Annotated in this window: 19 protein-coding genes; 11 read left to right on the forward strand and 8 right to left on the reverse strand. The window is 44.8% G+C overall.

Going from position 1 to position 25600, the window contains the following annotated elements; genetic code table 11:
- Positions 1 to 238: 238 nt before the first annotated feature.
- Both V144x_RS01595 and eno read right to left on the reverse strand, forming a co-directional pair.
- Positions 239 to 835: a hypothetical protein gene (locus V144x_RS01595; RefSeq protein ID WP_144980403.1), complete on the reverse strand. Its 597-nt coding sequence runs from the start codon at positions 833 to 835 to the stop codon at positions 239 to 241.
- A 224-nt stretch (positions 836 to 1059) separates the two neighbouring features.
- Positions 1060 to 2334 (reverse strand): phosphopyruvate hydratase, encoded by a 1275-nt coding sequence (gene eno, locus V144x_RS01600; RefSeq protein WP_144980406.1) that lies wholly within the window; start codon positions 2332 to 2334, stop codon positions 1060 to 1062.
- A 479-nt stretch (positions 2335 to 2813) separates the two neighbouring features.
- On the opposite strand from eno, the gene V144x_RS01605 reads away from it, so the two are divergent.
- From V144x_RS01605 to V144x_RS01635, 7 genes are all read left to right on the forward strand, one after another.
- Positions 2814 to 3881, forward strand: a complete 1068-nt coding sequence (locus V144x_RS01605; protein WP_232102681.1) for a phosphatidylserine decarboxylase — start codon at positions 2814 to 2816, stop codon at positions 3879 to 3881.
- Entirely contained in the window at positions 3868 to 4755 is an 888-nt protein-coding gene (pssA, locus tag V144x_RS01610; protein WP_144980409.1) for a CDP-diacylglycerol--serine O-phosphatidyltransferase, read from the forward strand. Before V144x_RS01605 ends, pssA begins: the two co-directional genes overlap by 14 nt.
- Before the next feature lie 54 nt (positions 4756 to 4809).
- A complete protein-coding gene (locus V144x_RS01615) occupies positions 4810 to 5427 on the forward strand; it encodes a riboflavin synthase (protein WP_144980412.1) in 618 nt (205 codons plus the stop codon).
- The gene (gene rsmA / locus V144x_RS01620) at positions 5414 to 6334 is read left to right on the forward strand and encodes a 16S rRNA (adenine(1518)-N(6)/adenine(1519)-N(6))-dimethyltransferase RsmA (RefSeq protein ID WP_144980415.1); all 921 of its coding nucleotides are present in this window, start codon (positions 5414 to 5416) and stop codon (positions 6332 to 6334) included. Before V144x_RS01615 ends, rsmA begins: the two co-directional genes overlap by 14 nt.
- Before the next feature lie 111 nt (positions 6335 to 6445).
- Positions 6446 to 7930, forward strand: coding sequence for an IMP dehydrogenase (gene guaB / locus V144x_RS01625; protein WP_144980418.1), 1485 nt, complete (start codon positions 6446 to 6448; stop codon positions 7928 to 7930).
- Positions 7869 to 9110: a hypothetical protein gene (locus V144x_RS01630; protein WP_144980421.1), complete on the forward strand. Its 1242-nt coding sequence runs from the start codon at positions 7869 to 7871 to the stop codon at positions 9108 to 9110. Before guaB ends, V144x_RS01630 begins: the two co-directional genes overlap by 62 nt.
- A 130-nt stretch (positions 9111 to 9240) precedes the next feature.
- Positions 9241 to 9648: a hypothetical protein gene (locus V144x_RS01635; RefSeq protein WP_144980424.1), complete on the forward strand. Its 408-nt coding sequence runs from the start codon at positions 9241 to 9243 to the stop codon at positions 9646 to 9648.
- A gap of 418 nt (positions 9649 to 10066) precedes the next feature.
- Here the strand turns inward: V144x_RS01635 and V144x_RS01640 are convergent, their stop codons facing one another.
- The 3 genes from V144x_RS01640 to V144x_RS01650 all read right to left on the reverse strand — a co-directional run bounded on the left by V144x_RS01640 (position 10067) and on the right by V144x_RS01650 (position 13736).
- Positions 10067 to 11191 carry a glycosyltransferase family 4 protein gene (locus V144x_RS01640; RefSeq protein ID WP_144980427.1) on the reverse strand — a complete coding sequence of 375 codons (1125 nt, stop codon included), beginning with the start codon at positions 11189 to 11191 and terminating at the stop codon, positions 10067 to 10069.
- Positions 11192 to 11194: 3 nt separating this feature from the next.
- Positions 11195 to 12169, reverse strand: coding sequence for a sugar phosphate isomerase/epimerase family protein (locus V144x_RS01645; protein ID WP_144980430.1), 975 nt, complete (start codon positions 12167 to 12169; stop codon positions 11195 to 11197).
- A 70-nt stretch (positions 12170 to 12239) separates the two neighbouring features.
- Positions 12240 to 13736: a hypothetical protein gene (locus tag V144x_RS01650; RefSeq protein WP_144980433.1), complete on the reverse strand. Its 1497-nt coding sequence runs from the start codon at positions 13734 to 13736 to the stop codon at positions 12240 to 12242.
- A gap of 339 nt (positions 13737 to 14075) precedes the next feature.
- On the opposite strand from V144x_RS01650, the gene V144x_RS01655 reads away from it, so the two are divergent.
- Entirely contained in the window at positions 14076 to 15077 is a 1002-nt protein-coding gene (locus tag V144x_RS01655; RefSeq protein WP_144980436.1) for a CNNM domain-containing protein, read from the forward strand.
- Positions 15078 to 15312: 235 nt separating this feature from the next.
- Positions 15313 to 17358 (forward strand): methionine--tRNA ligase, encoded by a 2046-nt coding sequence (gene metG, locus V144x_RS01660; RefSeq protein ID WP_144980439.1) that lies wholly within the window; start codon positions 15313 to 15315, stop codon positions 17356 to 17358.
- Positions 17359 to 17470: 112 nt separating this feature from the next.
- On the opposite strand, the gene V144x_RS01665 is transcribed toward metG, so the two are convergent.
- Both V144x_RS01665 and V144x_RS01670 read right to left on the reverse strand, forming a co-directional pair.
- On the reverse strand, positions 17471 to 18466 hold the full coding sequence (locus tag V144x_RS01665) for a family 43 glycosylhydrolase (protein WP_197998717.1): 996 nt from the start codon (positions 18464 to 18466) through the stop codon (positions 17471 to 17473).
- Between the two features lie 198 nt (positions 18467 to 18664).
- Positions 18665 to 19822, reverse strand: coding sequence for a serine hydrolase domain-containing protein (locus tag V144x_RS01670; protein WP_144980445.1), 1158 nt, complete (start codon positions 19820 to 19822; stop codon positions 18665 to 18667).
- Between the two features lie 588 nt (positions 19823 to 20410).
- Between V144x_RS01670 and V144x_RS01675 the strand changes: the two genes are divergently transcribed.
- A complete protein-coding gene (locus V144x_RS01675; protein WP_144980448.1) occupies positions 20411 to 20932 on the forward strand; it encodes a prepilin-type N-terminal cleavage/methylation domain-containing protein in 522 nt (173 codons plus the stop codon).
- A gap of 237 nt (positions 20933 to 21169) precedes the next feature.
- Positions 21170 to 22675 (forward strand): sulfatase-like hydrolase/transferase, encoded by a 1506-nt coding sequence (locus V144x_RS01680; RefSeq protein WP_144980451.1) that lies wholly within the window; start codon positions 21170 to 21172, stop codon positions 22673 to 22675.
- A 69-nt stretch (positions 22676 to 22744) separates the two neighbouring features.
- On the opposite strand, the gene V144x_RS01685 is transcribed toward V144x_RS01680, so the two are convergent.
- The gene (locus V144x_RS01685) at positions 22745 to 25219 is read right to left on the reverse strand and encodes a DUF1549 and DUF1553 domain-containing protein (protein WP_232102682.1); all 2475 of its coding nucleotides are present in this window, start codon (positions 25217 to 25219) and stop codon (positions 22745 to 22747) included.
- Positions 25220 to 25600 lie beyond the last annotated feature (381 nt).

Genomic DNA, 25600 nt, shown 5'->3' on the forward strand with positions numbered 1-25600 from the left:
CTTCACTGATGAATAGTCTTAAATGCTTCTATTGTCTGAAATCGTCATCTGATCATATCAGCCAAAATGATTTTGAATTCAACTATTTGTTTTGTAGGAGATTTGATCCCACTGGGAGCTATTCCAGACCTAATCCGAACAACAGGGGTCTTGTGTAAAAAGGGCAGAATCGCCGAAGGTGGATTACATAGTATCATCCGCAAATTCGGTATAATGTGACTGATGACATTGCTTTGATTTATCCACTCCCATCTTCTTCAAGGGATTCTTCTGAGATTCGATACCTCGAAAGCACGCATCCGACCATGTTCCGTGTTGATCTAGTTATAGTCTCCAACTGTCGTGATTGAGATTCATGCAAGAATGTGAATGATAAAACAACAATCGTTGCAGCAATCAGCAATATGGATGAGCGAACCTTCTGATTTTCACTAAGTACTTTTAAAATTGGTAGATACCAAAACCCGTTGGTTAAAGGAATCTTATGATTCGGGTTCCATTCAGGTATATCTAATGCCAGATTTGGTTCGACAGCAATTCGCTCTTCTCCAGGACGAACTGCATCAAAATCTACACGGGCTACCTCAGAACGAAATTCAGGATCATGTTCTAAAGAATGGGCTACTTGCCTCAGGTATTCGACTTGGTTTTCTAAAGTGACTAACCGTACCTGATTCGCATGATATTCGTTACGCAAATTCAAATAGGACAAATAACGAGGAGCTAATACAATCGAAGCAAATAAGCTGGCAGCAATAAATAGAAAGATCCAGAATATTAGCGAAATGATCCAGCCAAAACTGGATTCCTCATTCTGATTTTCTCTGCCAAACACAATACTCAAACCCGGCTTTGTTCTAAATTAAAAATGCACGATGCGGCCTCACATTTCCCTCTCTTGAATAAAAATCGACATAGTGGGGTAAGACTCTTCATCAACCGATAAATTGGATCGATTGTTCTCTTTGTTACTAATTTTCCGATTGCTGAAATGCACAAAAAAACTTCCCTCCGATGACTCGAAGGGAAGCAGAATTAATTGATCAATAACTAGAGAGTTCAGGAAATTGTTCCACCAAATGTGGCCTCAGCTCCCAGAATTTCTTCGATTCTCAGTAATTGATTGTACTTACAAATACGATCTGTTCGACTTGCAGAACCTGTTTTGATTTGACCGGTGCACAAAGCCACGGCGAGATCCGCGATCGTCGTGTCTTCAGTTTCACCAGAACGGTGGCTCATTACAGCTGTGTAACCATTTCGACCCGCTAACTGAACGGCTTCGATTGTTTCAGACAGCGTTCCAATCTGATTGACTTTAACCAGAATACTATTAGCAACCCCCTCATCGATACCTCTCTGTAATCGTTTGGGATTCGTTACAAACAAGTCATCGCCTACCAGTTGGACTTTGTCACCCAGACGAGTTGTCAGAGCTTTCCAACCATCCCAGTCGTCTTCTGCCAAACCATCTTCAATAGAACAGATCGGATATTTATCAACCCATCCAGCCAGGAAGTCAACCATGCCTGCGGAATCGAATTCTCGCCCTTCCACAGTATAGACTCCCGTTTCGGCGTTAAAGAACTCAGTCGATGCGGCATCCAAGGCAATCTTCACCTGATCACCGGCTTTGTAACCCGCTTGTTCGATAGCGGTTAAAATAACATCGATTGCATCTTCACTATTAGGGAGATCAGGTGCAAATCCCCCCTCGTCTCCGACGGCTGTGCTCAGCCCTTTTGAGGAAAGTACTTTTTTCAAAGAGTGAAAAATTTCCGTTCCACAACGCAGCGAGTCACTGAAGTTGTCAAAACCCAGTGGCATTACCATAAATTCCTGCAGGTCAATTCCATTGCTGGCGTGCTCACCACCGTTAATGATATTCATCATCGGAGCAGGTAGCCGATTTGCACCGACTCCACCCAGATAACGGAACAATGGTAGATCAGAAGCATGTGCAGCGGCATGAGCTGAAGCTAAGGAGCAAGCCAGGATTGCATTCGCTCCTAAACGTGACTTATTTTCTGTTCCATCCAGATCCAACATTACGCGGTCAATCAGTAATTGATCACAGGCATCCAAATCGACAAGCACGTCCGCAATCTCTGTATTAACATTCTGGACTGCCTGTTGAACACCCTTACCGAGATACCGGTCTTTTTGATCGGCATCACGCAATTCACAGGCTTCATGCATTCCCGTGCTGGCCCCGCTGGGGACGGCAGCCCGACCTACAGTTCCATCTTCCAACTCAATATCCACTTCAACTGTGGGATTCCCGCGGCTGTCAAGAATTTCACGGGCATGAACGGAACTAATGGCAATACTCATCGTATGTGTTTCCTCAAATACTTCTAATAGACAAACTTGATCTGTTGAACTGGCGTCGTATCAACATTTATTGATGTAATTTAACTGGAGAATCACATTTTTAGCAGAAATTTAGTACAAGCTCAAATGACTGAGTTTAGATTGTATGAATCTTTCAGTGACCCAGGAAAATAACTGGTTCGATAAATCATCCAAAGCATGACCAGGCCTACAGATGCAAATTGAACACAGAATATCAATAAACCAGGAATGTCTCCGTTATTTTACGACAGCCATAGAAAAGAAACGCATTGAATGAGTTGTTTGGATTCAAATAAAGAATCCTAACGAAAACGAATTAAAAATACCTCGGATCAGAGCCCAATCTCGTCAGCCGGGATTAATCATGTTAAACTGGAGCGTTCGAGTTCCAGCCTATGCACTCAGTAAAACAACTCCTGGATCCTATTTGCACTACAAATCAACTGAAAAATCTCCTTATGAGTTCGACTTCTCCAAACATAAAACAGAATACCGATCAAAAATCGTATGTGGAACTTCCTGTGGAACCGATGGACCCCCAGCTAAAAACAATACAGCCGGGGGGGGGAATCATTATCAATTTAGAAATGTTGTGGGGAAATTGGCGCCGATTTTGGTTGAAGACGTTTCGTCGTGGCTATGTAAATCAAATGGAAAACACTCGCAAAGGTGATTTTAATCCTTGTCCACATGATGTACTTGATCCACGTGATCTAAAATATTACGAAAATCAAGGAGGCTACTACTGGGATAAGAATGATGATCCTTTCACTTACCGAAGCCAACTTCCCTTCGCCCGCGAAGGTCTGGCAGAACTGATTGTGCTTTCGATTCTGTTTTTTGGAGGTGCCCTCCTTGGTATAGGATTTATTCTAACAAGCCAACTTCCAGGATTTCTTACAGCGATTGGCTGGTTACTGGTTTTGACGTTGTGTTTATTCGGTCTGGAAATCGTCTGGTTCTTTCGAAATCCAAAGCGTGTCGTTCCTGAAGGTGACGAGCTCATTGTTTCTCCTGCCGACGGTACTTTTGATACGATTGAAGAAATAGAGCATCATGATTTCATTGGCGGGCCAGCGATTGAAATTGGAATATTTCTTTCCATCTTTAATGTCCATATTAACCGCATGCCTGTAACAGGTAAAATTATTAAACTTGCCTATAAACCAGGTAAATGCCTGAATGCGCTGCGCGCTGAATCGGCTCGTGAAAATGAGCGGTTAGAAATTTATTTACAAATGCCACATCCTGTCCTCAGACCCATGCTGGTTCAGCAAATTACCGGAGCGATAGCCCGACGTATTGTATGCCGACTGAAACCGGGAGACAAATTACGTAAGGGAGATCAGTTTGGAATGATTAAGTTAGGTTCACGAACCGTAATTGTATTTCCGAAAGAGGAAGGGTTAGAAATTCTGACAAAGCCAGGTGATAAACTGAAGGCCGGTTCTACGATTCTGGCACGATATGCATCATCTCATGACAAGAATCCGTCAGTTGCCGAGGAAATTAATGAAGAAGCGTAAACTGATTGCAGTACTTCCGACGTTGTTAACGTTGGGTAATGCTGCCTGTGGATTTGGTGCAATTACTTATGCGGCAAAAGTCGGTCCGGAATACCTCGGTCAGGCTGCCAACGGAGGTGGATTAACCCGTATGTTGGGGTCTTCCCCCGGAATATACAATTCGTTCGATAATCAGCATTTGTTTGTTGCAGCGGTTCTCATCTTTGTGGCGATGCTGTTTGATGCACTGGATGGCAGTGCTGCCCGCTGGGCCAATCAGACGAGTGAATTTGGAGCACAACTCGACAGCCTGTGTGATGCCATTAGCTTCGGAATAGCCCCCGCATTTCTGATGCTACAAATGGTTCAGTTCAGAACCGAGTACCATCCGCGGTTATTGTGGGTGATTGCACTCCTGTTTGCTGTCTGCACGATTCTAAGGTTAGCTCGATTTAATGTGGAAACGGATGAAGACGACACTCATGAAGGCTTTAGCGGGCTTCCATCGCCGGCTGCCGCGGGAACTGTTGCCTCTTTTCCCATTGCGATGCGAGGGCTTCAGAAGTTGGCTGAAGATTCCGAACCGGAATCATTTGCACAGACAGTCTCTCTATGGCTAATACCAGCTGTTGAAATGTCGCTCCCCTGGATTACTTTGGCAGTAGCTGCTTTGATGGTTACACGGATTCAGTATGCCCATGTGTTTAACCAATTGTTCACAGGTCAACGTAGTCGAAGACACGTCATTCAGTTGGTCTTTTCCTTTGCATTGATTTTCCTGGTCCGCGAATTGGCGATCCCCGTTTTATTCTGTTATTTCGCGTTTTCCGCGCCAATTCATGCTTTTTGGGGAGAAGTTATCTCTGGGCGACTATACAAATCAAAACAAATCTGAGACACTAACACGTTTTATCCCCTTATTTATCGAACCCCAAAGGTACTGCCACCGATGTTTACGGGACTGGTCGAGGATCGGGGTACCGTTCAATTATTAGAAAAGAACGGCTCTGCTATCGATTTAACTCTTGAGATTTCGGAGCTCATCACGAATGATGCCCACATTGGTGATAGTGTGGCCATTAACGGATGCTGCCTGACTGTTGTTGAAATTAACTCGGGTACTCTTAAGTTTCAGGCAGGGGCAGAGACCCTTGGGAAAACTAACTTGGGACTGTTATCACAGGGTGACCAGGTTAATATTGAACGTCCTTTGGCAGCCGATGGTCGCTTGGGAGGCCATTTTGTTCAAGGGCACGTCGACGGCGTTGGTTCGATCAAGTGCATAGACAGGGATGGTGAGTGGATCACCATGTGGTTTGAAGTACCTGAAGCACTTTCCCTGCAAATGGTACCTAAAGGATCGGTCACAGTAGATGGAATTAGTTTGACCATCGTGGATTGCCAACCGGCTGCTTTCAGTATAGCGTTAATACCGCATACACTGGAAGTAACCACACTAGGCCAAAAACAGGTTGGCAGTGTTGTGAATATCGAAACAGATATACTCGGGAAGTATGTGCAAAAACTGATTCCCTTAAGACTTGATGGTTTCAATGAAAGACAATGATAGGCAGACTCGATCATATTTAATGCAGCTTTTTGAGCAGCATGGTTTTAACCCGCGCTCTGATTTGGGACAAAACTTTCTGATTGATCTGAATATTATTGAGTACGTTGTCGATCATGGCCATATTCAACCGAACGACATCGTCCTGGAAGTCGGCACGGGAACAGGGGGAATGACGACCTTTATGGCCCAGCAGGCAAAACATGTTATATCAGTCGAATATGATCAGAATATGTATACGCTGGCGAGTGAAGCCATTCAAAACTATCAAAATGTCACATTGCTCAACTGCGACGCATTAAAAAATAAAAATAACCTGTCGCCTCAGGTGCTATCTGCGATTGATGAACAACTAGAGGCAAATCCTGGTAGTCGTCTCAAGCTTGTGGCTAATCTTCCTTACAATATCGCAACTCCTATTGTTTCCAACCTCGTGGCTTCTGATCTTCCCTGGGATCGCATGGTGGTCACGATTCAGTATGAGCTTGGATTGAAGATGTCCTGCAAACCTTCGACTTCTAACTACGGTGCCTTGTCGGTTTGGTTACAGTCACAATGTTTTGTCAAGCTTCTCAAAAAGTTAGGACCCACTGTATTTTGGCCTCGACCGAAAGTCGATTCCGCCATCGTACAATTAACTCCGAATCCACCACTCAAGAAAAAGATTAGAGATCGAGTTTTCTTCCAGGATTTTCTGAGGCGCGTGTTTCAGCACCGACGAAAGTTGATGCGTAGTACACTCGTTGGAATGTATAGCAAGCAACTCTCTAAGTCTGAAGTGGATTCTATTTTATTAGAGCATGGGATCGTGAAAGAAAAAACACGCGCGGAAGAACTCACCGTTCCTAGCTTGATTGAATTAGCAAATTCATTTCATGAGCAAGTCACACAGAAGGCAAACGTTTAAGAGTTCTGTTCTGATTCAGGATTTATCTTAGAGATCGTTGATTGAAAATTAATCTGATAGTTAAAAAATAGAATAAGAAATAAATTAAAGAGACGCGTAAGGAGAGGACCAATGGAAGATCGCATTATCTGTCAGGGAATCACATTTGATGATGTACTGTTACAACCTGCTTATAGTGAAGTCATGCCTTCAGAAGTCAGTGTTGCCAGCCAGCTCACTAAAAATATCCCTCTCAATGTTCCCATCATCAGCAGCCCTATGGACACCGTTACCGAAAGCGATATGGCCATTGGGATGGCACAAGAGGGAGGGGTTGGCATTATCCACAAAAACATGACTCCCGAACAACAGTCTATGCAGGTAGATCTGGTGAAGCGGAGCGAGCATGGTGTGATTGTGGATCCTGTGACACTACCACCGGAAGCGACAGTGGCAGAAGCTGCCGAAATAATGAAGCGAAGAAATATTGGTGGAGTACCTGTCACGAAAGATGGGAAACTTGCGGGGATTTTGACGAGTAGGGATTTAAGGTTTCTTGATTCACCTGAAACCCGAATTTCTGAAGTGATGACGAAAGAAAAGCTTGTAACGGCTACGGAAGATACAACGCTTGAAGAGGCTCAACGGATATTATTGGAAAATAAGGTCGAGAAACTTCTGCTGGTTGACGAAAATTATCAACTGAAGGGGCTCATTACGATCAAAGACATCGACAAGACGATGCAATTCCCGCTGGCCTCAAAAGATTCACGAGGTCGGCTGCGAGTGGGAGCTGCTGTCGGCGTATTTGATTTTGAGCGAGCCGCTTTATTGATTGAGAAAGGGGTTGATCTCCTGGTTGTTGATAGTGCTCATGGCCATTCTGGCAATGTAGTGCAGACTGTGAGAGAAATCAAAGACCGATGGGACATCGATGTAGTCGCTGGAAATGTGGCTACAGAACAAGGTGCCCGTGATTTGGCAGATGCGGGAGCGGATGCCGTCAAAGTCGGAATTGGACCTGGATCAATTTGTACAACTCGAATTATCTCAGGTGTGGGAGTTCCCCAGTTAACGGCCATTTCCAATGCGGCAAAAGCATTGGAAGGCTCGGGAGTTCCCGTGATTGCCGACGGAGGAATTCGTTTTAGTGGCGACATCGCCAAGGCACTGGCAGCCGGTGCTCATACGGTAATGTTGGGAGGATTACTTGCAGGTCTGGATGAAAGTCCGGGCGAATTGATTTTATATCAGGGACGTAGTTTTAAACGTTACCGTGGTATGGGATCAATGGGAGCAATGGTTAAAGGCAGTAGCGAACGTTACCGCCAAAGTTCAATCAAACAAGATGGAAAGGACTCTGCTAAAAAACTCGTTCCTGAAGGAGTGGAAGGACGTGTCCCCTATAAAGGACCACTTCAAAATCTGCTCTACCAGCTTGTAGGAGGGCTTCGGGCAGGAATGGGATATTTAGGTGTCCAATCCGTCGCGGAAATGCGAACAGAGGCCAGATTTATTCAAGTCTCTGCAGCAACGGTTAGGGAGAACCATCCGCATGACATTTCAGTCACTCAGGAAGCACCAAATTACACGGCCGAACATTTACCTATGGAATAATGCTCGGCTACGATGGCTCATTGCTACAGTACTCACGCTCGGAGTGGGCCCGTTTGCTATTGCTGATGACCCCTTCATTTCAGCAGATCCATTTTCCTCGCGACCAGGAGCGTCTGCTCAAACGTGGGAAGAGTTGAAAGGTCGCTCAGCAGAAAAACGCTGGGAGTCAATCTCACGAGAAAGCAAACGTGAGCTCAAAAAACAAAATAGAAAAGCGCGTAAAGAACAACGTAGATCAAACAAAAATTCCAACGAGATGGAATTCGTACCCGTATTTCGACAGATTCCTGATGATCTCCCTGAAACCACCTCTGAGACAGAAACCACTCTACCTGACTCAACTGACTTCAAGCCAATTCCTGATCAAAACAGTGATGCACCATTGACCGATGTTAGTACTCCGGATGAATCATTCAAAACGATCGGTCTGGAAGAAAAACAACCTGTTACTGACACATCAACTACCAATCTAAAATTCAACAGTACAGAAACAGTGGCTCCTGCTGAAAAACCTGATAATACGGTTCCGATATTTCCCAATACAAGTGGATCAGATTTTGTCACAACACAAAACCAAAAGAAATATGAAGATGCCGCAGCGGCTCCTCAGTCTGATGACCTGCTGCTTTCAACTGAAGACCTGGAAGATGAAGTACCACACTTGTTAAAAAAAATATCGGGCATCAAACCATTCTTTGATTATGAGCCAGATCCTCAAATTGCCGAAAAAGAGCCGTGTCGAAACCTCTGTCCCCGACCTGATGGGAAACCCTGTAAAATCAATGAAAACGGGGGAGAAACCATTCTGGATTGTCCCCGAGAATTTGAATTAAGTCGCGAACCTTATCAGGGACGCAATTTCTCAGAAAGTATTTATACCTGGGAAGCTTCCAACCTCAACTACAACCCACTCTATTTTGAAGATCCTAACCTGGAGCGATACGGTCTTTCACGAAAAGATTTGGTCCAGCCTTTTGTATCCATGGGACGGTTCACAGGTCAATTACTCGCACTACCATACAAAATGAGTATCGATCCGATTCGTAAAAAGATTTATCCTTTGGGATACTATCGTCCGGGTGAATACACTCCCAAACGGATCAACGGAATTCCCTGGAATACTAAAGCTGCCATTACTCAAGGACTTACAGCAACTGGTCTTGTTTTCCTTCTGCCATAAATTAACGGTGGTTGCTCAGGCATACTAATTTCGATATTCTCTAAACACACCTTGAACTAGTTGGCCAAGGTGTGTTTTGTTTTTGAATCCACTGCTAGTTTTGAGCGACAGAGGGAGTAAACTCTGAATTATGACTAATGACCCTGTCAACAATGTCTCTTCTGCTTCCCGGGCATTAGCCAATGATATTATTCAACGCGTTGCCAAACTGGTCAGCGATGCGGAGGCAGAAACCAAGCCTCTTGAGCTTGATCCCTACCGAAGTCAATTGTTTGAGTTATTTGTTATGGCTGATGCTGCTGGGTTTGTTTCTGAAGAAGCCGAGATTGATCTTACTGCTGACAATCTCTGTCGAGAACTGGCAAAACATTGGGGATTGACAGCAGCCACACAAGACGCGATGGAAGCACAATCAAAACTCCCACCGGAACATGTCAACAAAATGCGTACACTCTGGTCGGTATTGAGACTCTGGATGGAATGGGACTATGCCTGGAAACGTTGGGAAGAGTTTCATACTGGTGATACACGTCAATAGGCAATCGTCTTTTGATTTATCAGGGAATATGCGTCGCTATAATTTCTCAAACAAAACGGGGTTGACTTATCCGGGAATTCTGAAAACTCGTTTTGGCCAATAAATTTCAGTATTGATTTTGCGATTGACTCTCAGCTGCGCCTGCTTAAATTGCGTGATCTGCGTCGCGCGCGCGAGAGAAAGAATTTATTAGTTTACCCTTTTCTCCCAGTGATTAATTTTTAGTTATAACCTCACTTGTTTTTGTGAATTTTGTAGTGCTTACAGCTAACCTGTTCCTGGTTCACAGTCTCGTTTTCGTTGTTATCAAACGTGTTCATGACATATTCACTGCTTTTCATCCGCCTATCGACTCGTATCAATTCGCATTCGTGCATTATTCAAAAAGAGTGTAATCTGGCAAACCGCCTATAATTATTTATGAACGGAACGAGTTATGCCAGAATTGTTCGATTTGTTGGCTAGCTTGCTCTTCGGTAAAAAGTTCCAATGCGCGCTGTCGCCCAGCGAATGCCAGATTCTTTAATAGATCCTGATCGTTCAAGCTCTGTTCAACGGCCTTTGCTAATTGTATCGGGTCGTTTGCTGCAACGAGTAGTGCAGAATTTTCATGCTGCACAATCTCTCTGGTTCCACCAACATCAGTCGTCACGATTGGTAACCCACTGGCAAGAGCTTCCAGCAAGACTCTGCCCAGAGGTTCCTGTTTGGCCGGATGGATCAACAAATCGGCTTCGTTCATTAATCGATCAATATCTTCCCGGTATCCCAGGCGATGCAGGCGGCCTTGTAAAATTGGGGTTTCGAATGCCGTACTGACTGCTTGATCGAAGTCGATACTCTCCTGTTTTTGAGAGTGCCTCTCTCCGATTAACAGAAAATGTAAGTTTTGGTGTCCCCGCTCTGCCAGAATGGTGGCTGCTCGTGCCAAAATATCCTGGCCCTTGCGTAAGCCGATTTGGCCAATGGTCAAGCAGAGTCGATCATCATTTTTCAGTCCTAGTTCCTGTTTGAGAATTCCCGTTGCAGGACGTGGTTGAAAGCGATTTGTATTCACACCGTTATAGCAGACCGTTACTTTTTCCGGCTGAAGGCCCTGGGCAATATGAAATTTCTTTGTTGCCTCGGATACCGCGACTAAACATTGATTCTGGTTCAAATCCCGTATCGCCGCTTTGCTGAGCTTGATGATATCGCGTAAGTGTCCTGAACAGGGAACAGGAATCTGTTCAGTCAGCGCACCTGTAAGCCGCGACATGGAAAGACTGTTGGCATGCAGCAAATCAAAAGTATCTGATTTCAAAATTGGTACAATTTGTAAGGCCAACTCTTCACGCGACAGACGCTGCCCTCGTTCATTATGAAATGAAATGGGATGATGTTCTATGTTTAACTGCGCAAGCTGTGAATGTAACAAGCCGTCTGCCGGGCAGAACGCACTGAATTCAAATGAACGTTGATGCAGCTGAGAAAGTACGGCGAGCATAGAGTGTTCGCCCCCATTCAATGAACCAAACTCAAATAAGAGAGCTATGCGTTTCACGTCTCAAACAGCTTTGGTTTGTTGATCTAGTTTCGCTCGTAACACAGCTTCTTTGGTTTTTCTCAGGCCTGTCTGGGCGACGACGAGGGGATCTTGCTGCCAGTATTCCTTGTTGAATAATTCCAGCGACAAAACACCACGAAACCCGGCTTGATGCATGGAACGGAAAATTTCCGACAAGGGAGCCACTCCATCACCAGGGTAAACACGGTGCGAATCGTTCATAGTTTCACGAGGAGGATTGGCGGGATAATCATTTACATGAAAGACCTGCACGGCCGATCCACTCAATAAACCCAGGCCAGCAAAATCAGAGCCTCCCTTAAAAATGTGGTAGACATCAGGTAATAAACAGGCTTTGGGATGTCCACTTTCGATGGCGACAAACATCGATTCTCCCAGCCGCGAGAGTGATTTTGAAAATCCCCAGACCTCTACCTGAGGCACCACCCCCATCTGATCGCCTAGTTTCAATAAAGCGCGATATCGTTTGGCTGCTTCAAACAAATTGAGATCACTCTGCTTAGTGGCGCCGGTAGGAGGTGCCGCGATACGAATCCCACCAATTTGACGCAAGGTATCCATATCACGCTTGGCCTGTTCCAGACCTTTTTGACGTTTCTGATCATCGTCTACGATCCACTGTGCAAAACCGATGGCACTTTCGACAGTCAAGCCAGAATCTTTAATACGTTTTCGTAAGTCGGATAAGGAACCACCCTGTTGGAAATACACGTCGATATCACGCATCCAGGGTTCAATAGAATCGTAACCGGCTTTGGCTGTCAGATCGATTTGTTCAACAATTCCCAGCTTCTGACCTCGAATCGTACTGGTATTGAAACAGTAGCCAAATGGCTCGGCTGTACTACGTTTACGAGCAGGGCTCGTGGAAGCATAAGTGGTGGTAGAAAATCCGGCAGCCAGGGCAGTTCCTGTTGCCGCCAGTAATTCTCGTCGGTTGAGGTTGGTTTGCATGAAGATCATTCCGGTAGGTTGATAGCTTAGGTTTTTCTTTCTTCTAAGCTATCGCAACCTCTGACCATTTTCAACCTGTTCCCATCCCTCGGTCAAAGGCGTCCAGATCTCGCTGAAACAGGCTGAGTACCTTATGTAATGTTTCCCGGTTGATTTTCCAACTGGGATTATCAACCGTATAGCGATTACAGTGATCCACAATCAATCGGTAAAGAAACTTAAACAAATGACGCGGGACTCTCAATTGAGCAAATAAAGCAATTAATTCTTGCTCAGAAATCGAATCATCGAAAAAATCTCGAACGGATGGCTTACTACTTTGATCCGTAGCACACGCCCGTACGCGATCACAGGCGACGTCGAAAAGAGATTCCCCGGTCCAATCCAAAGATGTGACCAGATTCTGTTTATCAAGGCGCGAGCGTTCATAAAATTCCTTTTCCTCGCGCTGTAGATAATAAACCACATCGGAGGGTAACAGGAGTTTGAAAGCCACACCCAGATGTTTTAATAATTTGTTGTCAAACATCGGCCAAAGCAGGTCTCGCATTCGTTCAGCAGAACCATTCACAAGTTGAGGTTCATCCACACGGTCAACCAAAATAATGATGTTAGCAAAACCCAACTTTTTGAGGATTGTCTGGAATTTTGTCAGCAGTTCATAACGATCATCGCTCCGATCACGGTAGGGTATGGGTTGCCCCGCGAGTTCTCTGCGTTCAATACGTGAGAGAATTTTTCTTAAAGCATTCGGCAGATGATCAAATACTCGAACTTCACGCGTGACGCGCCACGCTTTCCACAACAAAGTGGTTTGTCTCCATAACCAAGGTGCCCAACCCGCAAACATGATCAGCCAGATCCACCATTGCCCGAAATCTTTCCAATTACCCAGATAGAACACGAGACCAACAGTGGTGAGAGTTACTAAGAATCCGAGGCCACGTTCCCATTCGGTCTTCCAATAACGGAATTTCAGCCTTCGTCTCAAACGATTCCAACGCTGTACCGCTGGCATATCCAGACTATTGTCATAAAAGGCTGCCAGTAATAACAGGTCTCGTTTTTCTAAATGAGATAACTGTGAACTCTGTGCTTTGGAAACGGAATTGATATTATCTTTTTCTGAATCTTTGGGAGCGATCATCTGGCCAATTAATTGTGTGGTCCCCAGAGAAAGAATGGCATCCATATGATCCCACATTCGCCAATATGAGAGTAGTCGTTCAGGACGTCGTTTCCTGCCCGAATAGCGTTCCCGAAAGCAGTCCAGAAAAGGATTGAAATCATCATACTCGATGACAAACACACGGTTCTCAGGATGTTCCATATTATGTTTTTGCAGCTGTTCAATCATCTGCATTCGAATGGCGGTCTTCCCCGCTCCCTTCTCGCCAAATACCACAGATGTGGAGGGGTTGGTGGGATTGGAAAAAATTTTATCCCAGACTGGATGATGAGTTCCATTCAGGCAAAATTCCTTGAAAACGTGATCGCTTTGCGCGTCTTCCTGCCCAAATGGATTTTCTTTAATGCCGTGATGATCTAAAAACTGTTGAACTTTCATAGACTTCTTACTTATCGAGAAAATACACTAAATTCTTATTTTGAATTGACTTAGGATCAAGACTCCAAACCTGCCGGGTCTTGAAAAGCCTCGCACTTGGACCTTTTGTCAAGTTGAAGAGTCTGGGAAGACATGTTGTCTCTAAAACATAGGTCATAGATCGAGGAAATGTAAGTCTTCAGATTCCTGACGGATCAAAATATCAACTGATTTTCGGATCGTGCATCAGAGCAACTCTTGCAAGAACGACTCTGAATCAAGAGAATTCATCGCAGGATACAAAACGCATCCATTGGGAAAGCGTCTTATTAATTTTTGTGTTGAAGGTTTTGATCAAAATTGAACTGGCTTCCTCTTTTTGGTGCAGTAGCATTATTTTTAATCGGCCTGCGTCTGTCGGCACTTTTCAGTGGTTCAGAAACAGGATTCTACCGTGTCAGTTTCTTGCGCTTGAATATTGACGCGAATCATGGAGATCCGATTGCAAAACGACTCTGTTGGTTTGCACAAAATCCCAGCTATTTTGTGGCGACAACATTAATTGGGAACAATCTTGCTAACGACTTAACTACGATTGCGATCTCGCTCGGTATTGCAGAATTGTATCAGCAATCGGGAGGCGCAGCCGAAATCATCACAACAATTTTATTGACACCTGTCATCTTTATTTTTGGTGAGCTCGTTCCCAAAAACTTATATTTTCGAGCTCCCTCAATGTTATTGAAACGTTATAGCCGCTGGTTTGATTTCTTTTATCTCGCATTTTGGATGATTAGTTATCCTCTAGTTGCCATCTCTCAATTTCTGGAACGTTTCTCACCCGATCGCAATAAACCGGCACAACTGGTCTTGGGACGCAAACGGTTGGCCAAGGTTTTGGAAGAAGGCCACCTGGAAGGCCTGCTGAGTAACTCACAAAAAGAATTGACACGTGGTATGTTTTACACAGCCGCACAATCAGTGAGAAAAGTTATGATTCCACAATCCAGGATCAAAGGAGTCACCCGCACGACAGATGCGGACCAGGTGATCCATGTAGCGAAAATGAACCAACTGGCGTTCATTCCGGTTCGTGCCCGTGACAATCAGAGTGAATGGACGGCTTATATTAAATTACTCGATCTAATCACGTCACCTGCTCCCATTGTTCCCGCTGTTTATAATATGCCACGTTTGCAGGCCGAGTTTAGTATGCTTGAATCCCTTTATCTGTTGAGAAATTCCTCTTCTGCCTATGGTGCTGTTTATCAGAATGGTGTGCAAGTCGGCATTGTCAGCCAACAGGATCTCGTCAGATCACTTTATTTATCCAAGGGACCTTTAATGGCAATGTCTCCATGAAAATTCACTATCCTAACTCTTAAGAGATCGCATTTGGGGGTATTTCTGGCTGGATTGCGAGATCCTGTCTGCCAACGTACAATCAACGGCCTCTGAAATACCAGCATTCTGTAAGACACAGCGATCGTTTTCAGTGGGGACAAAGTGAACATCCTCTTCTGAACCCATCCCTATTTTTAGTGTCTATCTACAACATTGTTCATCTAAATCCTTGAGTCAAATTACCGGAATGATCATGACCCAACGTCGTATTTTAGTCACCGCCGCTTTGCCTTATGCTAACGGTGATATTCACATTGGCCATCTCGTGGAATATATCCAGACCGATATCTGGGTTCGATTCCAAAAACTGCGCGGCCACGAGTGTCGCTTTTTCTGTGCCGATGATACCCATGGAACGGCGATTATGATTCGTGCGCGGCAAGAAGGTCGCTCAGAAGAAGCATTGATTGCTGATGTGCGAGAAAAGCATGTGGCTGACTTCTCTGGATTCAATATTGAGTTTGATAACTACGGTAGCACGAACAGCGAGCAGAACCGTCGACTATGCCATGAATTCTGGTCTGCGCTTCTTGAAGCTGGCCTGGTGCATGAGAAGGAAGTCACGCAATTATTCGATGTTCAGGAAAATACGTTTTTGGCAGATCGCTTTGTGAAAGGTACTTGCCCCAAATGTAAGGCCACCGATCAATACGGAGATAACTGCGATAAATGCGGCAGTACATACACCCCTGCCGACTTGACTGATCCTATCAGCACACTTTCCAATACCACACCCGAAGTCCGAACGGCCAATCATTTGTTTGTCCGCATCGAAGATCTGCACGAATTCCTCGAAGAATGGACACAATCCGGCCAGCATCTGCAAACCGAAGTAGCCAATTATCTTAAAGGACATTTTTTGGGAGACCCGCTTCGTGATTGGGATATTTCACGACCCGAACCGTATTTCGGTTTTGAAATCCCCGACAGTCCCGGTAACTATTGGTACGTCTGGTTTGATGCGCCCATTGGTTATATCGCGTCCACACTCGAATGGTGCGAAAAAACAGGAGAAGACTTCGACCTCTGGTGGAAAAATCCGGAAACTGAAGTTCATCACTTCATTGGTAAAGACATTACCTACTTCCACACCCTCTTCTGGCCGGCCATGCTCAAAACCGCCAGCTTTAATTTGCCAGAGAAAGTTCACATTCATGGATTTCTGTCTGTGGATGGTGAGAAAATGGCCAAGTCCAAAGGGACATTTATCAAAGCAGCGACCTATTTGAATCATCTCGATCCTGCCTGCCTGCGCTACTATTATGCAACCAAGTTGGGACCCAGACTGGACGACCTCGATTTGAATCTTGAGGAATTTGTTCAGAAAGTGAATTCCGATTTAGTAGGCAAAGTTGTCAATTTGGCAAGTCGTTCCGCCAAGTTTGTTGCTAAGACCGGTTTATCCGCGACTTATCCGGATGATGGTGATCTATTCGAATATGCGGCCAGTCGCAGTGAGACGATCGCCGCCGCCTACGAAATCTGTGATTACAATGGGGCTATGAGAGAAATTCTCGCTCTGGCGGATCGTGCTAATAAATTTGTCGAAGATCAAAAACCATGGGAGTTGCGAAAAGACGAAAGTCGGCAACAGGAACTGCAGGATATTTGTACGATCGCTTTAAATCTGTTCCGCCAGATTATCATCTATTTGACTCCCGTACTTCCCAGGCTCTCCGCACAAACTAGTGAATTGTTGAATGACCCCATCACAAATTGGGGGCAGGCACAAACTCCGTTGACGGGAACTCCCGTCAATAAATTTCAACATTTGTTTAAACGTATAGAAGAAAAACAGGTACAAGCAATGACCGATGAAGTAAAAGCAGAAGCTGAGGCGGCGATTCAGGAAGAAGCCGCTTCTCAATGGAATGACAGTGGAGCAGCCCTGGAGCAGGAGCCAATGTCAGAAGAATGTACGATCGATGATTTCGTCAAAGTCGACTTGCGGGTGGCACGGATTGTGTCTGCGAACTCTGTTCCCGAAGCTGACAAGCTGCTGCAGCTTACTTTAAGTTTAGGAGGCAGTGAACGTCGCAATGTGTTTGCCGGAATTAAGAGTGCCTATAATCCTGAAGAACTAATCGGACGACTGGTGATCTGTTGTGCTAATCTGAAACCACGCAAAATGAGATTTGGAATCAGTGAAGGCATGGTTCTGGCATCGGGGCCTGGAGGAAAAGATGTCTTTCTGCTGACCCCGGACGAAGGCGCCGTTCCAGGACAACGCGTTCATTAAGTAAGACGCTTCCAATGATAACCACCAACAGGCCAGTAGAATTTTTTCTGCTGACCTGTTTTTTATTTTATTATCGATACAGGACTCATTGTTATTCGAATGGATTGGCAACTTAGGGAGTTAGCTTTTTTAGCACAGGATGACCGATGAGTCCGTACCGCTTTCCCTGTTGATGTGCCGTCCAGAAAAAGGCACTGATGCGTCCGTCTTTCATGACGGGAGTAATGTGCCCGCTGTAAATAGCTCGTTTTGGCTGATCGCTCGGTTTGAGATATCTCTGGTTTTTCTGGAAAGCGCGGAATGGTCCTGCCGGATTGTGTGATGCCAAATGGGCAATTTTCACTCCCCCTTTGTATAAATGTTCGATCACAAACAAGTGATAGAGACGATCAATCAGAATCGCCCCCGTCAGTTCTTGCGCTCGAACCGTCTGCGGCCGTTCTGCAACAGGAGTTGCTTTCGTCCAGGAAGATTCTATGAGAGGGGTTGTCGATTTACTATGCACGATCTGATACCCCTTGGGTCCGGTACTGCGATGATAAAGGTGAAAGTTGGCTTCTTTTTCATCATGAATGATTGCTACGTCGTCATCTTCTCCTGGAAGATCTGAAATAGGTTGAGCTGTTTTGTTCCAGGGAATTTTTTCAGGGTCTGAACTTGAATATGCTAAACCCACACTTCGTTGGGTAAATGTTTCTGTCTTCCGCGCACTATAGGGACAGTAGATAATTCCGTTCTTCAACGTAGCCATAACGGGGCTCGCGACACCGTGACGATCAAAGTCTCCTTCCCTCTTTCCTTTCGTGATGGCAACACCGTGATGCTTCCAAATTGATAAATCTTTACTTGAAAAAAGATGGATTTCTGATTCGTAGGTATTGGGATGATGTTTGCTGCTTAAAGGGATGACATCCGCGAGCAGGTAATATTTTTTGCTTGGAGGATACCAGACGATGGTATGTTCGCGCAGACTCGCTTCACCAATTGCAGAGTCTTTCTTAAGTTGGACTTGAAATTGCCTGGTGAAATCACATTGCACAAAGGAATCAGCCCATACAAATTGCTGCGACAGTATCAAAATAATGGTGAATTTTATTAATGAAGTCATAAACGACAATCTTATTTTTTCCAATGAGTATATACGTAGGATAATTAACCTCAAACCATATAAAAATAAACAAAGAACATCGAAAAACATTATACATTATCGCGAACTAAATATGCCGGTGTTCAATAACGAATGCAATTAACACGCTAGATATAATCCAGAACTTCCCAAATACGGCTAAAGCGATGCTGTGTTTAACTACTCGTCCTTAGCCAGTATTGGCATCAGAGCTTCTTCGATGTGGCTTACAACTGCGTCCAGCCTGATGTTTGACGAATTATCCAGCACGACCAAACAACATTCACTTTCCGGATATCGAACGAAGTACGTGTTAGCACCTAGCCACGCACCATTGTGCCAGTGGCGTTTTTGCTCAACGATCCATCCAAAACCATAGTCCGACTTTGTGCCATCGTTCAGCTTAGGGCGTTTAACCGCCTGATTCAGCAGTTCATCCGAAATGAGTGGGTTGCCTCCCCAGAATTGATCCCAGATCACAAAATCATGAAGGCTACAGAAAACGGCACCGTCACCGGCAACACCGTCTATCCAAGTCGTTTCGACAGGTGTCCGATCTTCATCGACTTGATCAAAATCGCTCGCCTGATTGGAAGAGCGTTCAGATGATAACAAGTTCCACACTCGTGTGTCGTTCATACCGAGTGGCTTGAACAACTCTTTGTGCATGAATTGCTCAAAACTCATTTCCGAAACCGATTCGATGATCCCGGCGAGCAGAACGTAATTGGTATTGCTGTATTCCATCACGTCGCCGGGTTGATGTTCCAATTCACCATATTGCTTCACTAACTCAACCACGTTTGAGATCGTCATTACTTCGCCGAGTTCTTTCCGATGCTCCTCAGCGAGATCCATGTAAACGTCCGGTATCCCAGATGTCTGGTTGAGTAAATGACGAATTGTGACCTTGTCACTCACGAATCCATCCAGGTGTTTCGCGACCGGATCATCCAGATTCAACAAACCCATTTCGGCTAAACGCAGAATACCAGCCGCCGTGAATTGCTTTGAGAGGGACGCAAGTCGAAACGCTGTGTGATCGTTCAATCGTTGTGTCGCTGTGTGATCGGTATATCCACAGGTCTTCAACAATAACACTTGCCCTTCTCGAACGATCAAAACGCCGCCGTTGAACTTATGTTTCTCAAACTGCTTATCAAGCCAGCGGTCCACGGCAGCGAGACGCTCCGCCTCGTTTGCATCTGGAGCCACCACAATTGGACTGACTTGAAGCCATACGTAGACGTAATAGCCAATTCCACAAGCAAAAAGTAAAATGATTCCGATCAATATCGTAAGCGTCGACATAACGATCCACAAAGTCTTTTTTCGCATTACATCTCCATCGTAAATGTCCCGACCAGGTGACTCCACCCTTATTTATATGGGACAACACCTCGCAAATAGAATTCCCATAGCAATGTACAAGTAGGGTATAATCTGCCGAAGCCCTTTCCACCTCGAATCAGCTTCTTTGTGGTTCGTAGCACTTCAGAGACAACTGAAAGAGATATGTTCGTAAGAATTTAACATAACAAACTTTCGAAATCATTTAACTAAATAAGAAATGATTCAATTCCGCATCCGTTTTCTCACTTTTTATTCAAAATGGGCACTCAAAATCGGTTCAGTCGCTTTATCCGTTACAAAACAACAGATGAACCTCTTATTCTTCTAAAATTAAATTGACTACCTCTACAAAAAACATAGATTTTCGATGGCCGCTCAGAGTGTCCCACTGAGCAGGTCATTTTGAAGGGGGTCCGATTCATCTTTCAAAGTGCGAATTTGAAAATGTGTCTGATTCTGAAACATTCCGGGGTTCAACGGGTTTCCTAATGAGTAAGTAAAACCTGGAACTACCCCATAATTCAATAACATCAGACGATGTAGCAGGCACATTTGTTAATCTCGGAGAAGACAATGATTAAAACAAAACAACAAAATCTCAAACGGGCAGGTTTTACACTTGTCGAAGTTCTGATTGTAGTCGTGATTTTAGGTATCTTGGCTGCAACTGTTTTACCACAATTCACGTCAGCAAGTACCGATGCCAAAGAGTCTTCATTCCTACAGGATTTACAGACTTTGCGAGGTCAAATCCAATTGTATAAGTATCAACACGCCGGTAAATATCCAGCCGATGGTTCGACTGACACAGATGATTTCCGTAATGCCCTATTGCTTTCCAGTGACAAAGATGGCACCACAGGTGCTGTCGGAACAAAACCATTTGGTCCCTACCTGATTGGTAACATTCCTCCTAATCCATTTACGGGTGGAAGTGGGATTATGATTGTATCCGATGTCGCCGGGACAACTCCCGATGAATCGGCCAAAGATGGCACAGAGATTGTCGGTTGGATTTATAATCCTGCTACAGGTGAGATTAAAGGTAATAACTCCGGCAAAACTTCAGATGGACGTGCACTAGATTCCATTTAATGAAGAGACTCAGCCAGATCTGAGAATCAGGGCTATTGTCTTCTTATCTTAAAAAGTGAAACCTGAGAGCCCCTTACACAACTCATCGTGTAAGGGGCTTTTTTTATTGATTTTCTTATTAAGTTGCTTTTCTGAGTCGTTTTCTTTTAAGTATCACTTAAGGACGTAGTAAAATCGATTCTGTGTTGTCCCTTAAGTTAAGCGATACATACTGTGGATTCAGAAAGGCACCTTGATATGCAATTCATAAATTATTCCCTCGGATTTATTTTCACGCTGTTATTAACAACGAATTTACTATCAGCAGAAGCGACAGGTCAGAATTCACCACAGCAACGTCCTAATATTCTGGTCGTACTCTGTGATGACCTGGGATATGGGGATCTGGCATGCTATGGTCATCCCGTTATTAAAAGTCCGAACATTGATCGCTTTGCTAAAAAGGGGCTCACGCTGACCAGTTGCTACTCAGCGCATCCGAATTGTTCTCCTGCAAGAACGGGCTTGATGACGGGCCGCACTCCCTTCCGAGTTGGAGTCTATAACTGGATTCCCATGTACTCCCCCATGCATGTTCGCAAGCAGGAAATCACAATTGCTACACTGTTACGGCAGGCGGGTTACGCAACATGTCACGCTGGTAAATGGCATTTGAATGGCATGTTTAATATGGTGGGACAACCCCAGCCGTCAGACCATGGATTCGATCACTGGTTTGCCACTCAAAATAACGCGCTGCCCACTCACAAAAATCCCTTTAATTTTGTGAGAAATGGAAAACCGGTAGGGGATCAGAAAGGTTACGCCGCGCAGCTTGTAGCTGATGAAGCACAGCATTGGTTAACAGAATTACGAGACAAGGAGAAACCATTCTTCATGTTTGTCTGTTTTCATGAACCACACGAACCGATTGCCAGTGCAGAGCGATTTACCAAACTCTATTCCGCTCCCAAAGGCTCGACACTGCCTGCACATCATGGCAATGTCACTCAGATGGACGACGCCTTTGGTCGCATTTTGAAAACATTAGAAGACCAGAAACTACGCGAGAATACACTCATCATTTTTACCAGCGATAATGGCCCCGCAATTACGAGACGCCATCCGCACGGATCTTCCGGGCCTTTACGCGATAAAAAAGGAGCCACCTACGAAGGTGGGATTCGTGTTCCCGGCATTATCCAGTGGCCAACACAGGTTGAACCTGGCACAACGAGCGATGTTCCCGTGAGTGGTGTTGATATCCTGCCAACATTGTGTGCGGTTGCCGATATCCCCGTTCCAGATGACCGTGTACTGGATGGAGCCAGCATTTTACCCCTTTTCAAAGGAGAACCAATCAAACGCACAAAGCCCCTGTATTGGCAGTTCAATCGGTCGCGCAATGAACCAAAGGTGGCAATCCGAGATGGTGACTGGAAACTACTAGCGCGACTGGACGTACCAACTCCCAAACCCTCCGGTGGTATTTCGGCACAAGAAATTGACGACTTGAAACGTGCAAAGCTTACAGGGTTTGAATTGTATTACATTAAGAATGATATCGCTGAAACTACTGATCGCTCTGAAAGTGAGCCAGAAATCCTGAAGCAGATGAAACAGCAGATGCAGGAAATTTACAAAGAAGTTCAAGCAGAAGCACCTCGCTGGCCCGCCTGGGAATTTGCCAGATACGAGGGAAAAATCCTTTCAGAATATTACCGCAAACAAGCTGAACTTAAGAAAAAGCAGATTGAAAAGTAAACCCGGTTTCGTATCTTCTTAAGGAGCGGGCTAGAATTCCCACGCTTGAAAACTGCTACATCAATGCTTTTAGTGGTTAAACAGGAATTCCCGGCTATTACAGAGCGCCCACATCACATCCTGAAATCCTTCCCGTTTGTTTTTGGAAGCTTTGACGACCGCGTCACAGCTTGTCAGTTCCTGTTTGGTCGGAAATCTACTGAATGCTGCCAGATACATTTCGGTGAAGACTTCATGGTCGGCTGTTTTCGCTTTCAAAAACTGTTCAATACGTCCGTTCTTCACTGCGAGTTTGCTGTTAATTAATTGTCCATTGGCAACCTGCAAAACTTGAGACAGATTTGGCTGGCTCGTTCGTTCGCATTCACAAGTAATGACACGCTTTGGTCGCCCCAGAGTATCCAGAAAATAGGAAGTATAATTGGGGTCGGGTAGTTCAATCGCTCGTGTACCTTGCGGCACACCACTAAACCGTTCCTGAGCACCTGTCAAATCATCGAGGGCATCCAGCATTACTTCGGCCGATAATCGCTTTACATTAAAGTGTGTGTAAAAACGAGTGTTTGCTGCATTTTCTGGACGAGGTTCTGAAGACAACTGATAAGCACGTGAATTCATGATGACTCTCATCAACTCTTTTAAGTTATAACCGGAATCCACAAAATGATCAGCCAATGCTTCGAGCAGTTCCGGATTAGAAGCCGGATTGGTTTCTCGCATGTCATCGATGGGTTCAACAAATCCGGTCGCCATGTAATAAGACCAGAACCGGTTTACAATATTCCGTGAAAAGAGACGGTTACCAGGGCTCGTAATCCAACGTGCTAACGGACGTCGGAAATCGCGGTAGGAGGAAACATCAATTGGTTCACCCAGTAAGGGGGTGGGTTGCATAGTTTTCCTTGTGCGTGGATGGCGAATTGAGCCACTTTTTTTCACTTTAATAATGGTATCCTGGCCCAGTGCGCCAAAATCGACACTCGCTTTAATACCAACTCGTGTGAAGAATGCCGCCAGGCTGTAATAATCTTTCTGGCTGTAGACTTCAAAAGGATGATGATGGCACTTGGCACATTGCATGCGAACTCCTAAAAAGATCTGCGCAGTGGATTCCGCGAGATCTTGAGGGTTACTTGCAATTTTGAAATAGTTGGCAGGACCGTTCTGATAAATCGATCCTTGAGCCGTAATAATTTCGTTCACGAATTCATTAACAGGCTTATTTTCGCGTAGTGATTGACGAATCCAGTTGGAGAATGCCCACATTCCACCGTCGCCCACTTTATTACGATTATTTCGCAGAAGGTCACCCCACTTCATCCCCCAGTACGCGCTCCATGGTTCGACGTAGAGGTCACGCGCGGGATCACCGGTGAGACCAAGTAATTCATCAATCAGCTGGCTCCGTTTATCAGGTGCCTTCGAAGCCAGAAACGTTTTTACTTTTTCCGGTGAAGGTAATGTACCGATGGAATCGACGAACGCCCGGCGAATAAAGACTTCATCACTGCAGACAGGTGAAGGCTCAAGTCCAAGCTCATCAAACCGTTTTTTGATGTGTTCATCAATAAAGTTATGTGGCTTGAAATCAGCCAGATTGACCTTCGTTTTATACGGGGAAATAATCGTTGAAAGTTTGGCCTGACCCATATAACGGACCATGACCGCCGTCTGACCTGATCCCTGAATTTCTATTTTACCTCGTGGACTGACTGTCGCTATCATTTCCACAAGACTGTCATATTGAGCCTGCGCAGTGACATCCCGTTTTGTTCCATCACTATATTCTGCGATGACACGCAGTTGCTGTACGTCCCCTTTTTTGTAGCGTCGCGAAATAGGCGTTACTTCCATACCGACGACTTTGGCTTCCTTATCGTCAATTTCCGTGACTGCTTCCGAAATCCAGGTGTGAAGAATACGATATTCGTATGAGTCTTTGGCAAATCGTCTACCTCCACCATGCGCAATTGCCATAGAGGCCTTTTGCAATATGAGACTTTTTTCAGGTTGCAAAATAGAAATTCGACGTTGTCGATTATCACGTGCGATTTCCGGATAATCTTGTTCCGGGGCATATCCGAACAAAGATAATTTAAATCCGCCCTTACCAAACTGTGAGGCGTGACAACCCCCCAGACTGCAACCTCCTTTGTTCAATATCGGAACGACATCCATTACAAAACTGGCATTCTTTCCATTCGGTCGGGCTTTGACTTCCACGGAAACTTCATCTTTCTTGCCAGCGTGTTGAATTTGGATACGGCCTTTTCCAAAGCCAACAGGGCGCACCAGACCTTCCGTGTTGACCTCTAAAATTTTTGGAGTCAAACTTGTGTATTTGACTTGATGGGTCAGGTCTTGAGTAATTTTCCCGTTGTTCAAAATAGAGACTTGAATCTGAAAATAATCCAACAGTCCTGACAATTCTATTTTTTCGGGTGACACCTGAAGTGGTTGATCGGCTGCATATGAAATCAATGGGCAGACTGTCATTGCTGCAACAACAATCAAAAGTCTGTTGAATTTCTGTTTTATCTTCACGTGAGTCTTCCAGTCCGTCATGAGATCAACTCGCTTTTGCTAGGTAGTCTTCGGTTAGAAGGACAACAGTTTTCGCTGAAATTTATCTAATCTGAAAAGACTACAGAGTCTCAGGTCATCGCCTTATCGAGGCAGGGTTGGTAGGTCGAGTGTGGTTTCAGGTGGGAAAATAATGGCCTAACATAAATAGCCATTTATACTTAAATATACTAAATAATAGAAGGAAATCAAAAAAAACCTACGTTTTTTAGCAATATTTTTTATTTGAGTCCATTTTAAGGAAGGATCTGTTCTCTATTACACTATGGAACAAATAATGGTCTACCATGCTTATTTTACCGCTATAAGTTAATGCCTTCAAGAAATGAATTTTCTGATTGG

This window comes from Gimesia aquarii, from assembly GCF_007748195.1.
Classification (GTDB): Bacteria; Planctomycetota; Planctomycetia; order Planctomycetales; family Planctomycetaceae; genus Gimesia; species Gimesia aquarii.

Bases quoted from the DNA above. Each gene is read 5' to 3' on its own strand.
- eno (WP_144980406.1), bottom strand. From the start codon at position 2,334: ATGAGTATTGCCATTAGTTCCGTTCATGCCCGTGAAATTCTTGACAGC.
- V144x_RS01605 (WP_232102681.1), top strand. From the start codon at position 2,814: ATGAGTTCGACTTCTCCAAACATAAAACAGAATACCGATCAAAAATCG.
- pssA (WP_144980409.1), top strand. From the start codon at position 3,868: ATGAAGAAGCGTAAACTGATTGCAGTACTTCCGACGTTGTTAACGTTG.
- V144x_RS01615 (WP_144980412.1), top strand. From the start codon at position 4,810: ATGTTTACGGGACTGGTCGAGGATCGGGGTACCGTTCAATTATTAGAA.
- rsmA (WP_144980415.1), top strand. From the start codon at position 5,414: ATGAAAGACAATGATAGGCAGACTCGATCATATTTAATGCAGCTTTTT.
- guaB (WP_144980418.1), top strand. From the start codon at position 6,446: ATGGAAGATCGCATTATCTGTCAGGGAATCACATTTGATGATGTACTG.
- V144x_RS01630 (WP_144980421.1), top strand. From the start codon at position 7,869: ATGACATTTCAGTCACTCAGGAAGCACCAAATTACACGGCCGAACATT.
- V144x_RS01635 (WP_144980424.1), top strand. From the start codon at position 9,241: ATGACTAATGACCCTGTCAACAATGTCTCTTCTGCTTCCCGGGCATTA.
- V144x_RS01645 (WP_144980430.1), bottom strand. From the start codon at position 12,169: ATGCAAACCAACCTCAACCGACGAGAATTACTGGCGGCAACAGGAACT.
- V144x_RS01650 (WP_144980433.1), bottom strand. From the start codon at position 13,736: ATGAAAGTTCAACAGTTTTTAGATCATCACGGCATTAAAGAAAATCCA.
- metG (WP_144980439.1), top strand. From the start codon at position 15,313: ATGACCCAACGTCGTATTTTAGTCACCGCCGCTTTGCCTTATGCTAAC.
- V144x_RS01665 (WP_197998717.1), bottom strand. From the start codon at position 18,466: ATGACTTCATTAATAAAATTCACCATTATTTTGATACTGTCGCAGCAA.
- V144x_RS01670 (WP_144980445.1), bottom strand. From the start codon at position 19,822: ATGCGAAAAAAGACTTTGTGGATCGTTATGTCGACGCTTACGATATTG.
- V144x_RS01675 (WP_144980448.1), top strand. From the start codon at position 20,411: ATGATTAAAACAAAACAACAAAATCTCAAACGGGCAGGTTTTACACTT.
- V144x_RS01680 (WP_144980451.1), top strand. From the start codon at position 21,170: ATGCAATTCATAAATTATTCCCTCGGATTTATTTTCACGCTGTTATTA.